Annotated in this window: 13 protein-coding genes; 9 read left to right on the forward strand and 4 right to left on the reverse strand. The window is 68.8% G+C overall.

The window, feature by feature from the left end; translation table 11 throughout:
• The first annotated feature begins 271 nt into the window (after nt 1-271).
• Nucleotides 272-1,093, forward strand: a complete 822-nt coding sequence (locus C5B99_RS12955; protein WP_104242702.1) for a hypothetical protein — start codon at nt 272-274, stop codon at nt 1,091-1,093.
• 76 nt (nt 1,094-1,169) lie between these two features.
• On the opposite strand, the gene C5B99_RS12960 is transcribed toward C5B99_RS12955, so the two are convergent.
• Nucleotides 1,170-2,666: a catalase gene (locus C5B99_RS12960; RefSeq protein WP_104242704.1), complete on the reverse strand. Its 1,497-nt coding sequence runs from the start codon at nt 2,664-2,666 to the stop codon at nt 1,170-1,172.
• A gap of 53 nt (nt 2,667-2,719) precedes the next feature.
• Nucleotides 2,720-3,184, reverse strand: a complete 465-nt coding sequence (locus tag C5B99_RS12965; RefSeq protein WP_104242706.1) for a Fur family transcriptional regulator — start codon at nt 3,182-3,184, stop codon at nt 2,720-2,722.
• A gap of 84 nt (nt 3,185-3,268) precedes the next feature.
• Between C5B99_RS12965 and C5B99_RS12970 the strand changes: the two genes are divergently transcribed.
• The 4 genes from C5B99_RS12970 to C5B99_RS12985 all read left to right on the forward strand — a co-directional run bounded on the left by C5B99_RS12970 (nt 3,269) and on the right by C5B99_RS12985 (nt 6,651).
• A complete protein-coding gene (locus C5B99_RS12970) occupies nt 3,269-4,165 on the forward strand; it encodes a spermidine synthase (protein WP_258063301.1) in 897 nt (298 codons plus the stop codon).
• Nucleotides 4,166-4,251: 86 nt separating this feature from the next.
• Nucleotides 4,252-4,824 carry a hypothetical protein gene (locus tag C5B99_RS12975; RefSeq protein WP_104242710.1) on the forward strand — a complete coding sequence of 191 codons (573 nt, stop codon included), beginning with the start codon at nt 4,252-4,254 and terminating at the stop codon, nt 4,822-4,824.
• A gap of 11 nt (nt 4,825-4,835) precedes the next feature.
• On the forward strand, nt 4,836-5,309 hold the full coding sequence (locus C5B99_RS12980) for a SprT-like domain-containing protein (RefSeq protein ID WP_104242712.1): 474 nt from the start codon (nt 4,836-4,838) through the stop codon (nt 5,307-5,309).
• A 136-nt stretch (nt 5,310-5,445) separates the two neighbouring features.
• Nucleotides 5,446-6,651, forward strand: coding sequence for a mechanosensitive ion channel family protein (locus C5B99_RS12985; RefSeq protein WP_104242714.1), 1,206 nt, complete (start codon nt 5,446-5,448; stop codon nt 6,649-6,651).
• A 20-nt stretch (nt 6,652-6,671) separates the two neighbouring features.
• Here C5B99_RS12985 and C5B99_RS12990 read toward each other — a convergent pair whose 3' ends face one another.
• On the reverse strand, nt 6,672-7,700 hold the full coding sequence (locus C5B99_RS12990; protein WP_104242716.1) for a pirin family protein: 1,029 nt from the start codon (nt 7,698-7,700) through the stop codon (nt 6,672-6,674).
• Between the two features lie 68 nt (nt 7,701-7,768).
• Between C5B99_RS12990 and C5B99_RS12995 the strand changes: the two genes are divergently transcribed.
• From C5B99_RS12995 to C5B99_RS13005, 3 genes are all read left to right on the forward strand, one after another.
• The gene (locus C5B99_RS12995) at nt 7,769-8,809 is read left to right on the forward strand and encodes a threonine aldolase family protein (protein WP_374953471.1); all 1,041 of its coding nucleotides are present in this window, start codon (nt 7,769-7,771) and stop codon (nt 8,807-8,809) included.
• A 41-nt stretch (nt 8,810-8,850) separates the two neighbouring features.
• On the forward strand, nt 8,851-9,366 hold the full coding sequence (locus C5B99_RS13000; RefSeq protein WP_104242720.1) for a hypothetical protein: 516 nt from the start codon (nt 8,851-8,853) through the stop codon (nt 9,364-9,366).
• Nucleotides 9,367-9,460: 94 nt separating this feature from the next.
• Nucleotides 9,461-11,011 carry an HNH endonuclease signature motif containing protein gene (locus C5B99_RS13005; protein WP_104242722.1) on the forward strand — a complete coding sequence of 517 codons (1,551 nt, stop codon included), beginning with the start codon at nt 9,461-9,463 and terminating at the stop codon, nt 11,009-11,011.
• A 34-nt stretch (nt 11,012-11,045) separates the two neighbouring features.
• On the opposite strand, the gene C5B99_RS13010 is transcribed toward C5B99_RS13005, so the two are convergent.
• The gene (locus C5B99_RS13010) at nt 11,046-11,264 is read right to left on the reverse strand and encodes a hypothetical protein (protein WP_104242724.1); all 219 of its coding nucleotides are present in this window, start codon (nt 11,262-11,264) and stop codon (nt 11,046-11,048) included.
• Nucleotides 11,265-11,452: 188 nt separating this feature from the next.
• Between C5B99_RS13010 and C5B99_RS13015 the strand changes: the two genes are divergently transcribed.
• Nucleotides 11,453-11,956, forward strand: coding sequence for a GNAT family N-acetyltransferase (locus C5B99_RS13015; protein WP_104242812.1), 504 nt, complete (start codon nt 11,453-11,455; stop codon nt 11,954-11,956).
• The last annotated feature ends 13 nt before the right edge of the window (nt 11,957-11,969 follow it).

The raw sequence follows: 11,969 nt of genomic DNA on the forward strand, positions 1-11,969 counted from the left end.
TCGACGAGCACCGCATTCGTCGCAGTGAGGGCAGTGGGGGCAGTGGCATTCGTGCCGCTGCCCCCACTGCTCTCGCGACGCTCGCTGCCACGCTCATCGCCAGGAACGCGCGTGCGCAGACACGGCCGCGGATGCGGGGAGTACTCCCCCGCATGCACGCCGGATGGTCCTGTTCCGTTAGCGTGTCTTCCAGCAGATCGGCTCCGTCGGGTCGCGAGGAAGCGACCGGCTGGCCTCGGACGCGCCAAGCCCCGCATCGAAGGAGACCCCCGTGAAGAAGCTCATGCGCTCGTCGGCGCTCGCGCTCACCGCCCTCTTCCTCCTCTCGGGATGCGCCCTCGTCAACCAGGCGACGGGCGGCCAGTCCCCTGAGGTCGAGGCGACCTCCACCTCCTCGGCGGAGACGACACCCTCGGGACCAGGCGAGCCACCGTCGGCCACATCCTCCGGCTCCGCGGCCTTCGCCGTCACCTACTCGTGCAGGATGGCCGACTCACGGAGCTTCACCGAAGCACCCTCCGATCTCGCGGAGATCTGGGCGCTCGGCGATGACGTGACGCGCTGCACAGGCAAGTCCAACGGTGGGACGACCTTCACGGAGACCGAGCAGAAGGCGCTCGATGCCCTCGGGCAGGCCGCCACCGATGACGCCAAGGAGGAGGCGGGCGCCGACGACGTCCGTCTTGCGGACGTCTACGCGCTCTGCGCGACCCCCGGCTTCTACTTCGCGGTCTCGCCAGGCATCTCCAACGATGAGCAGGCATCGCAGATCGCGGCCGCGCTCATCCTGTGCCCAGATCACCCTGATGCAGACCCGACCAAGACCTCGCTCAGCACCTATGAGGCGAACGTGAAGGCAGGCAACGACGGCACGCGATTCAACGATGGCGTCTGGAAGGTCGGCAGCGACATCAAGCCGGGCACGTACAAGCCGGAGATGCCGAGCGACACCTGCCGCTGGTTCCGCTACGACGCCAAGGGCGAGTGGATCGAGTCGTCCTACGACAAGCCCCAGGCAGAGATCGTCGTGACGATCGACGCGAGCGACAGCACCTTCGAGTCCCGCAACTGCGGATACTGGCGAGCATCCTGACCCTCGGCTCCATCACGAAAGGCGTGCCCCCTCGAGAAGCTCTCGAGGGGGCACGCCTGTCTCTGCGGGTCAGCGACTAGTGGCCGACGCCCACGGGTGCCGGGTCGGTGTCCACGGCGTTCGCCTCGACGGCGGCGCGGATGCGCGCACCCGTCTCGGCGTCGATGTTCGTCCAGTACTGGAAGGCGTTCGAGCGGACGGGCTCGACAACCGTCTCGAGGGCTCCCGCCACGGTCTCCACGAGGCGGTCACGCTGCTCCGGCGAGTAGACCTCGCGGATGAGCGTGCCGGCCTGCGAGAAGTCGTCGTCGTCCTGGCGGAGCGTGTACGCGCTGCGCACGAGATCGCCGTCGGTCTCCCACGAGTTCTCGACCGGGCCCGTCTGGTCCGCGTAGGGGCGACCGAACGAGTTCGGCGCGTAGACGGGAGCCGCACCGGAGTGCGACACCGTCATGTTGCCGTCGAACGTGTACGAGTTCGTCGCGTTCTTCGGCCGGTTCACGTCGAGCTGCTGGTAGTTGGTGCCGATGCGCGCGCGCTGGGCATCCGGGTACGCGAACACGCGGCCGAGGAGCATCTTGTCCGGCGAGATGCCGGTTCCCGGCACCTGGTTCGACGGGGAGAACGCAGCCTGCTCGATCTGCGCGAAGAAGTTCTCCGGGTTGCGGTTCAACTCGAGCGTTCCGACCGGGATGAGCGGGTAGTCGGCGTGCGGCCACACCTTCGTCAGGTCGAAGGGGTTGATGCGGTACGTCTTGGCCTCCTCGAAGGGCATGACCTGCACGCTCAGCTTCCAGCGTGGGAAGTCCTTGCGGCCGATCGCGTCGAAGAGATCGCGGCGGTGGAACTCGGCGTCCGAGCCGGCGAGCTTCTCCGCCTCATCGTTCGAGAGCACCTCGACGCCCTGCTCGGAGATGAAGTGGTACTTCACCCAGAAGCGCTCGCCTGCCGCGTTGATCCACGCGTAGGTGTGCGAGCCGTAGCCGTTCATGTGCCGCCAGGACTGCGGGAGTCCGCGGTCTCCCATGAGGTAGGTCACCTGGTGGGCGGTCTCCGGGTTGAGGGTCCAGAAGTCCCACTGCATGCTGTTGTCGCGGAGTCCGGAGTCAGGGAGGCGCTTCTGCGAGCGGATGAAGTGCGGGAACTTCATCGGGTCGCGGAGGAAGAAGACCGGCGTGTTGTTGCCGACGATGTCGAGGTTGCCCTCACTCGTGTAGAAGCGAAGCGAGAAGCCACGAACATCGCGCCACGTGTCAGGGGAGCCCTGCTCGCCGGCGACGGTCGAGAAGCGGAGGAGCGTCTCGCTCTCGGCACCCTGCTGGAAGACGGCGGCACGCGTGTACTGCGACACGTCTTCCGTCGCCGTGAACGTGCCGAACGCGCCGGCACCCTTGGCGTGCGGGTTGCGCTCCGGGGTGCGCTCGCGGTTGAAGCTCGCGAGCGTCTCGACGAGGCGCACGTCGTGGAGCATCAGGGGGCCGTCTGCTCCGGCGCTGAGGGAGTTGCGGTCGCTCTCGGTGGGCGAGCCGTTGGTCTCGGTCGATGGGACTGTCGGGTCGATGTACTCAGTCATAAACGCTCCTTGTCGGATTCATCTGGGCAGTGGACTGGGAAGGGGATCTGGGGTCAGGGCGTCGCGCAGTCGGCGCAGACACCCCGATACACGACTTCCGCCGTGTGCACCGCGAAGCCGCTCGGCGAAGCCGGAACGAGGCACGGCGCCTCGCCGACGGCGCAGTCGATGTCCTCGATGCGGCCGCATTCGTCGCAGACGGCGTGATGGTGGTTGTCGCCGATACGGGTCTCGAACCGGGCCGCGGTGCGCGGCGCGTCGAAGCGGCGCACAAGGCCGGTGCGGCCGAGGTCGTCGAGGATTCCGTAGACGGCCTGCAGGGTGAGCGAGCCGAGCTCGGCGCGCTGGGGGGTCGCCGCGGCGAAGATTCGCTCCGCGGACGAGTGCGGGCTGGCGTCGAGCAGCTCGAGCACCGCGACCCGCTGACGGGTGACACGAAGACCGGCCCGGCGCAGCGAGGTCCGCCAGAACGCGGCGTCCCGCCGCTCTCTGCTCGCGTGCTCGATGCTGGTGGTCATGAGACCATCGTGGCCGTTCTTTTGAATGATTCCAAACAAGGTCACCCTTGCTCGAAATCCGCGTGTCTCTGCTTGACTTGCCAGGTGTCGCCAGCCAGCAGCAAGACCCCAAGCAGTGCAATCCCCGCGACGAGCGTGACGCTCGACTCCGGAGCTCAGGCGCGGTTCTCGCGCGACGGAGAGGAGTGGACCCTCATCGTCGACGGCACCCCGCAGTCCGCGGTCAACCCGCTCGACCCCAGGGAGCTCTCCTTCGGCTACATCCGGCACATGGGCTACGTCCTCGACCTCGCGTTCCCCGAGGCAGAGGCGATCACCGCCCTCCACCTCGGCGCCGGAGCACTCACGATCCCGCGCTACGTCGACGCCACGCGGCCGCGCTCGAGGCAGCAGGTCGTCGAGCTCGAGCGGTCCCTGGTCGACTTCGTGCGCGAGGTCGTTCCGCTTCCCGCCGGCGCGAGCATCCGCATCCGCTACGGGGATGCACGAGAGCAGCTCGGCAGACTCCCCCAGGGGCTCCTCGGCTCGGTCGATGCGATCGTCGTCGACATCTTCTCCGGCGCGCAGACGCCGGCGCATGTGACGAGCGTCGAGTTCTTCGCCGAACTCGAGCCGTTCCTGCGCCCGGACGGCATCGTGCTCGTCAACATCGCCGACGGCCACGATCTCGCCTTCGCGCGGGCCGAGGTCGCGACCCTGATCGAGGTATTCGGCGAGGTCGCGCTCGTCGGCGACCCTGCAATGCTGAAGGGCCGCCGCTTCGGGAACATCGCCGCGGTCGCCTCCCGCTCGCCGGAAGCGCTCTCGCTGCCCGGCCTCGAGAGGCGCGTCGCATCTGGCTTCCCGCCAGCCGTCGTCGTGCGCGGCAAGGCGGTTCGCGAGTTCGTGCGCGGCACGGAGGCCGCGCGCGATGCCTCCGCGACGGCGTCTCCACTGCCCGGGAAGAGCGTCTTCCGCGAGCGCAGGAAGGGCGGCTGGTAGTCGGGAGCAGAAGGCCGACCGACCGGCTCTCCACAACGCGGCGAGGGATGCGCCTATTCCGTCACGGCTGCGGCTAACCTGCTGGGGTGTCAGACGCTCCCATCATCCTCGGCTACGACCCGGAGACCCTCCGCGAGCGCATCGACATCGACGCCGCGGAGGCTCGCCTGGCGGAGATCGCCGTGCTTCGGTCCCTCTCCGCGCTCAACGAGAAGGTCGCGCTGCTGCGCATGCTCGGCCGGCTCGACGAGGCGTTCGACACCGCACAGACCGCCTACCGGCAGTCCCGGTTCACGGGAGCCCGCGAGGATGCCCTCGCCGCTCGCATCCGCAAGGCTCAGGTCCAGCAGTTCCAGGGCAAGCACGACGTCGCGCTGCAGGACCTGAACAACTGCGTCGACGAGGCCCTCACCCACGAATGGGACGAGCTCGCGGCCTTCGCCCTGCAGCATCGAGGCAAAGTGCGCTTCGAGCAGCGCGAGTACACCGACGCGCTCGTCGACTTCGAGCGCGCGCACGAGCTTCGCCTTGCGAGGGGCGTCGCGGCCGACCAGCTGCAGTCCTCGAAGTTCGCGATCCGCGTCACCCGCGCGATCCTCGAGGGCGACGAGGAGCCCTCCTCGGAGCTGAGCGAGCCGATCACCTCGATCGACTCCTAGGGGCGGGGCCCGTGGCCGACCTGGCCAAGGTGCGAGTCTGGGCGGAAGCGCTCATCCGCATGCACCTCGACGAGAGCTGGAGCTTCGGCTTCGATCACGCGAAGAAGCGCGCTGGCGCCTGCAACTTCCGAGACAGGCGCATCACCGTCTCCCGCTACCTCTCGGCCCGCTACGACGACGACACGGTGCACCAGACGCTGCTGCACGAGGTCGCCCACGCCGTCGCCGGGCACAAGGCGGGGCACGGCCCCGAATGGAAGCGCATCGCCGACGAGCTCGGCTACGTCGGCGGTCGCACGCACGACGGCGAAGTGGCGACCGAGTTCGCGAAGTGGGTCGGGGTCTGCCCCAATGGGCACGAGGTCCTGAGGTTCCGCCGCCCGACGCGCGGCAGGCTCGTCTCCTGCCTCCGGTGCGCACCTTCCTTCGACCGGCGGTACCTCATCCAGTGGCGGGAGCGCTCGGAGGCTGAGCGACAGGGCTGAATCCCGGGGCTGAACCCCGGTGCGGAGATGTGCGCGCTGGCGGGCAGGCCAGGCAGCACGGAGGCTCGCTCACTAGCGTTGCTTCCCCAGCCCTCCACTCCCGCACGGAGGGGCCCTCCACTCCCCGAGGAGGAACGTGCTCGATCCCTGGTGGAACTTCGCCCTCTCGATTGCCGTCGCCGTCGTCGCGGCCGTCACGCTCACCGCGCTCGTCGCGCTCATCATCCGCCTCGTCGCGAAGCGCCTTCGCTGGCCGGAGCCGCTCGTGCGACACACGCGGCGCCCCTTCCGCGTCGTCGTGCTCATCATCGCGCTCTGGGCCGCAGTCGCCGTCGCCTTCCCGTCCGACGGTGACGGGTCCTGGCGCGACCTCATCGACCACGCGCTCACGATCTTCATCATCGCCGCCGGCGCCTGGCTCATGGCGGGACTCGTCGCCTTCTCGACGGACATCACGCTGGGTCGCAACCGCATCGACGTGGCGGACAACCGCGTGGCTCGGCGCATCCGCACGCAGACCCTCATCCTTCGGCGGCTCGCAGTCGCGGTGATCATCGTCATCGCTCTGGGGGCGATCCTCCTCACGTTCCCTGCGGTGCGGACCGTCGGGGCGAGCCTCCTCGCCTCAGCTGGCATCGCCTCCGTGGTCGCGGGCCTCGCCGCCCAGTCGGTCCTCGCGAACATCTTCGCGGGCCTGCAGCTCGTGTTCAGCGAGGCGCTGCGCGTGGACGACGTCGTCGTGGTCGAAGACGAGTGGGGGCGTATCGGAGAGATCACGCTGAGCTATGTCGTCGTCGACCTGTGGGACGACCGCCGCCTCGTGCTGCCGTGCACCTACTTCACGACCCAGCCCTTCCAGAACTGGACGAGGCAGGGCAGCGAGCTGCTCGGCTCCGTGGAGCTCGACGTGGACTGGCGCGTCTCCCCGGCGCTCATGCGAGAGCGCCTCGCCGAGGTGCTCACGCAGACCGACCTCTGGGATGGGCGGGCGCAGGTCCTCCAGGTGACCGAGGCGACGGGCGGGCTCGTCCGCATCCGCATCCTCGTCACCGCGGTGGATGCGCCCACCCTCTTCGACCTGCGCTGCTTCGTGCGCGAGGCCATGGTGACGTGGATGCAGCGCACCATGCCGTCGGCGCTGCCCGTGCAGCGTGTGCTCATCACCGAGTCGGCAGGTCCTGGCGATGCCGCATCGCGGGCATCGCAGGCGGAGGACACCAGAAACGACGACGACAGCGCCGGCGGGTCCGGGCTCTTCACCGGGAGCGTCCAGGCGCAGGAGCGGGCATCGGTGTTCACGAACGCCATCCCCATCATCGACCCCGAGGACCGCGCGCGGTAGCGGTCCCGCTCAGGGCCGGCTCAGTCCTCGCGGGTTCGCCCGCGCGGGCTGAGCCGGACGTTCGGGAGCGTCGGAGCGGCGAGCGTCCTGCCCTCGTGGCTGTCGACGCGGCCGAAACGGGCATCAGTGCCGGCACTCGACCTGCTCCGCTGCCACTCGTCGCGAGCTGCCGCGACGTCGTCGTGGGAGGAACCGACGAAGTTCCAGAACATGACGATCTTCTCCTCGAAGGGCGCTCCACCGAGCAGCAGGGCGCGCCCGCCATCACTCGCGCCCACGATCGCGCGGTCGGTGCCGGTGGGCAGGTAGCCCACGGCTCCGACGGGAAGCTCGACGTCGTCGACCGTGATGCCGGGAGAGCACGCGAGGATGCCGTGCTCGTAGCTGGGCTCGAGGTCGAGCTGCGCCTCCGCGCAACCGGAGAAGGCGAGCTCGACGCCGACAAGCGGCGGGAAGCTGGGCGCAGGCGAGCGGAGGCCCGCGAACTCCCCCATGAAGATGGTCGCCTCGACGGGGGTCCCAGCCGTCGTGGGAGATGGCAGTCGCAGCGATGGGCATCGGTCCAGGCCGACGAAGGCCGGCGCGATATCCCGCTGCGCAGCTGGCAGGGCCACCCAGAGCTGCACGCCATGCAGCACGCGGGCCCGATCAGGGCGATCAGCGGACACCTCCGAGTGGGTGATGCCACGCCCGGCGGTCATCACGTTGACGCCACCGGGCTCGACCTCATGGAAACTGCCGATGGAGTCCCGGTGCACGACCTCGCCGGAGAACAGCCAGCTGACAGTCTGCAGCCCCGTGTGCGGGTGCGGGGGCACATCCATGCCAGCACCCGACGGCACGTCCACGGGGCCGTAGTGGTCGATGAAGCACCAGGCGCCGATGAAGTGGCGGAACTTGTTGGGCAGCGAGCGCAGGACAGGCAGCGAGCGCGGGCCACCAAGCGGCACCTCACGCGGCAGGAGCAGCTCGATACCGGCCACCACCTGCCCGGTCTCGTAGGCGGCCTGCAGCTGTGCCTCGATGGGGTTGGCCTCCGCGTTGCTCATAGCTCAGAGCGTAGACGCGAACCCATGAGTTCTCATCGATGTGGCACGTGCGGAAGAATGGATCGGTGATCACGCAGCTGCACGACCCCCACCTCCGCACCTTCACGAGCGACAACGCCGCGGGCGCTCACCCGCAGGTCCTGGATGCGCTCGTCACCGCCAACGGCGGGCATGTCGGCGCCTACGGGGGCGACCCCTACTCGGCGGCACTCCAGGCGCTGTGCAAGGACCTCTTCGGCGCGGAGGCGATCGGCCTGCCGGTCTTCAACGGCTCCGGTGCCAACGTCGTCGCACTGCAGTCGATGGTGCCGCGCTGGGGCGGCGTCGTATGCCCGGCTTCAGCGCACATCAACACCGACGAGAACGCCGCCCCCGAGCGCGTCGGCGGGGTGAAGCTCCTCACCGTCGAGACGGCGGACGGCAAGCTCGTTCCGGCGGACATCGAGCGGGCCGCAGCCGTGCGCCGCGACGTGCACCGGGCCACGCCCCTCGCCGTGAGCATCAGCCAGGCGACCGAGGTCGGCACCGCCTACTCGCCAGATGAGGTTCGGGCGCTCGCCGACGTCGCCCACGCGAGCGGCATGTGGCTGCACGTCGACGGCGCGCGCCTCTCGAACGCCGCCGCCCACTTCGGCTGCACGCTCGCCGAGGTCTCCAGCGCGGCCGGGGCCGACGTCATCAGCCTGGGCGGCACCAAGAACGGCGCGCTGGCCGCCGAAGCGGTTGTCGTCGTCAACCCGGAAGCCGTCTACGGCACCGAAGAGGCCCGCAAGATCGACCTGCAGCTGTCATCGAAGATGCGCTTCATCTCCGCCCAGCTCCTCGCGCTGTTCCGCGACGAGCTGTGGCGCGAGAACGCGGAGCACGCCAACGCCATGGCCGCGCGCCTCGCCACCGGCATCGAGGGCGTCCACGGCTGCTCAGTGCCACTCCCCCGCCAGGCGAACGGCGTCTTCGCCATTCTCCCCGGCGAGGTCGCCGAGCGCGTCAGCGAGAGCTACGCGTTCCACACCTGGGACGCGTCTCGCGGCCTCGTCCGCTTCCTCTGCTCCTGGGACACCACCGAGCACGACGTGGATGCCCTCATCGCGGCAGTCGCGGGAGCGTAGGCCAGCCGCGCGGCCCCGGGTGGGCAGGTACCCTCGGGGCCGTGACTGACTACACCGCCTGGCAACGCCTCTGCACGCTCATCGACGACGACCCCGAGATCTGGCCGAGCGTCCAGCAGGCTCTCGAGGGCGACTCTCGGGACGAGGACGAGGACCAGGGCGAGGACCAGTCCGGCGACGACCGAGACGAGAGCGGCGTCGAGGAGGACGACGGCGCGGATGAGGCCTGGGGCGCGCTCATCGACGCCCTCGACGACTGCGGAGCGCTGGCCTACCTCCACGCCGAGGACACAGGCATGGAGCTCGCAGACGCCCTGGCCGGAGTTCCGCTGATCGTCCGCCTCGGCCTCGACACCGATGAGGTCGGCGACGTGGACGGCGACGTGCCGACGGCAGCCGCCGCAGCTGATGCGCTCCTCGCGCCCGTGGGGCTCGCACTCGTGTTCCTCGAGGAGGACGGCGACGCCCACCCGCTGGTCGTCGTACCGCGCGAGTCCGTCACCGAGATCGTCGACACGGCCGCCGCGCTCGGCTTCGTCGCGAGGCAGCTGCCCTGAGGCAGGCCTGAGGACGCGTCGATCGCAGCGATCTCGCTTCGAATGTTATGCACAATTCCTCGAATCTACATTCGAGTGATGCTACGATCGAGCCATGTACCAAGCGGCGGCGAAGTTCGAGGAGCGGTGGCATTTCGATGTCAACGATCCGGCTTCCGTCGCCGCTGAACGCGCCACCATCCTGTCCGAGACCGCCCGCATCGAATCCGCCAAGCGTGCGATCGACGCCGAGCAGATCCTGCTCGAAGCTCGTGCGTACAACTTCGGCTACCTCCTCGACCTCGCCGAAGGGCATCCCGAGATGGGCATGCACGTCCGGTCGATCTCGGCAGAGATCTCGATCGAGGTGCAGGCGAAGCACGGCTTCGTCATGAGGCAGCTCGCCGGTTCGTGGAACGCCGTGCGTGAATTTCCGGCCGCAGTGGACGCCGTGGCCGACGGGCGCATCTCCGGTCGCCACCTCGATGCCATCGTCAGCTCAGGGCTCCTCGTCACCCACGAGGTCGAAGCCGAGCAGACCGCCCTGCGTGCCCGCTACGTCGACCTCGCACTCCGCGAGGTAAGCACCCAGATCCTGACGGACGCGGCACTGAAGCGGCTGACCGCCCGCATCGCAGAGGAACTCACGCGGGTCCCACTCGCCGAGCGGCGCAAGGTGACGCGCATGAAGGGCTTCGTGTCCGTGACCGACTCCGGTGACGGACACGGAGTGCTCCACGTCGGCGGCTCACTCCTTCTCCTCACCGCCGTCCGGGACAGAGTCAGAAAGCAGGCGACACTCGTCCTGCGAGCTCGATCACGGGCGCAGAAGGCTCAAGCAACGGGAGAGGTGCCGCACGGCGCCGCCGACGAGCGCACCCTCGGCGAGGTCAGCGCCGACCTCATCTGCGACCAGCTCCTCACGAGCGAACCGAACTCCGCACCCCTGGCATCCGGGGTCCAGGCGAAGGTGCACCTGGTCATCCCCACGACCACGCTGCTCGCCGACGAACGCGACCCCGGCCACCCTCCGGCTCTGCTCGACGGCCTCACACCGGTACCGCTCGACGAAGCCAAGCGTCTCGCGGCCAACGCCCCCATGTTCACGAGAATTCTCACCCACCCGATCACGGGCACCGTCCAGGCCGTCGACACCTACAAGCCAACAGCGGCGATGCGGCGATTCCTCGCGGCGCGCGACGTGCACTGCCGATTCCCCGGCTGCCGACTCCCAGCACGCGGGTGCCACATCGACCACACCCATGAGTGGGAGCACGGCGGTGCAACCTGCACGAACAACTTGGAGCACCTCTGCGTGTTCCACCACGTCATGAGGCACGCAACGCCGTGGTCGGTTCTGCAGCTCGAAGGCGGAGTCCTCCAGTGGACGACACCAAGCGGAAAAGTCCTGACAGACAGACCCGACAGGCAAGGCGTTCGCTTCGTGCCGTCGGCGGATGCCGGAAGCACCAGCCCGCCGAAGGCAACGAGTGAGGCGGATGCAAGGTCAAGGTCAGCGCCTGCGCCTGGGACAGGGACAGAGACAGAGACAGAGACAGAGACAGACGCAGGATCAGGCACAGGCACAGGTACAGGACCGGACGTCGAGCGGGGCAGCAGCGCCCGGCGAGAACGCGACGCGGGCACCGACCCTCCGCCGGTCTGAGGCCTCACCGAGCGAGACCTCCTCATTCCCCGAGCTAGACCTCTTCGATACCGACGCCGCGGAGCAGAAGCCTCTGCTCCCCAACCCCTGCGCGCTCCGAGAGGAAGACCCGCGAGAGCGCCTGCTGCAGACGAACAACGAACAAGGGAGCGCCGGCCGCATGTCCATCAGACGCGCGTGCGTCGGTCGTGCGTCCGCCCGCCGTGCGCTGGTCGGTCAACTGGCCGTGCGTCATGCGGAGTGTGATGCTCATGATCTGCTCTCTCGTGCGGCACCGGTTGGATAGGTCGTCCCGTCAGCGTAGGAATCCCCGGTCCAGGGGAACAGCAACCTGCGCAAGACGGGCACACGAGACGACACCTCGCTTCGCGGGGCGAAACACGGCGTCACCTGGGGGCCGAACGAAGAGCGAGACGCCCGGAGGCGGAGCAACATGTGCGCATGACAAACGCGCTCACCGTCCGCCACCTCGACATCGCCTCCGCCGAGGTCTCGGAAGTGCTCGACATCCTCGACGCGGAGTACCGAACCAGGTACCGGGAGTTCTACACAGACGACATCACCGCGTACCCCGTCACCGACTTCACGTCCCCCGACGGCGCCTTCATCGGCATCCTCGAGGGTGACCTCCTCGTCGCCGCCGGCGCCATCCGCCGATACGACTCCACCACCGCAGAGGTCAAGCGCATGTGGACACGCGACACGCACCGCCGCCGCGGATTCGCCCAGCGGGTCCTGCGAGAACTCGACGCAGCAGCCGGAGACCTCGGCTATACCCGCATCTTCCTCACCACCGGCTCTCGGCAGCCCGAAGCAGTCGCCCTCTACCGAGCGTCGGGCTTCGAAGGCGGCGAGCGACGCATCCCGGAATTCGACCTCCCCGTCTTCGCGTTCGAGAAGCCCGTCGGCCGCACCACCCTCGTCGAGCACCCCTCCCACAGCTGAGCGATATCCTCGG

Origin of the sequence: Pseudoclavibacter sp. Z016, assembly GCF_002931215.1 — a bacterium.
In the GTDB taxonomy this organism is placed as follows: domain Bacteria; phylum Actinomycetota; class Actinomycetes; order Actinomycetales; family Microbacteriaceae; genus Pseudoclavibacter.

Coding starts and splice junctions, on each gene's coding strand:
- C5B99_RS12960 (WP_104242704.1), bottom strand. CDS start 2,666: ATGACTGAGTACATCGACCCGACAGTCCCATCGACCGAGACCAACGGC.
- C5B99_RS12965 (WP_104242706.1), bottom strand. CDS start 3,184: ATGACCACCAGCATCGAGCACGCGAGCAGAGAGCGGCGGGACGCCGCG.
- C5B99_RS12990 (WP_104242716.1), bottom strand. CDS start 7,700: ATGAGCAACGCGGAGGCCAACCCCATCGAGGCACAGCTGCAGGCCGCC.
- C5B99_RS13005 (WP_104242722.1), top strand. CDS start 9,461: ATGTACCAAGCGGCGGCGAAGTTCGAGGAGCGGTGGCATTTCGATGTC.
- C5B99_RS13010 (WP_104242724.1), bottom strand. CDS start 11,264: ATGAGCATCACACTCCGCATGACGCACGGCCAGTTGACCGACCAGCGC.
- C5B99_RS13015 (WP_104242812.1), top strand. CDS start 11,453: ATGACAAACGCGCTCACCGTCCGCCACCTCGACATCGCCTCCGCCGAG.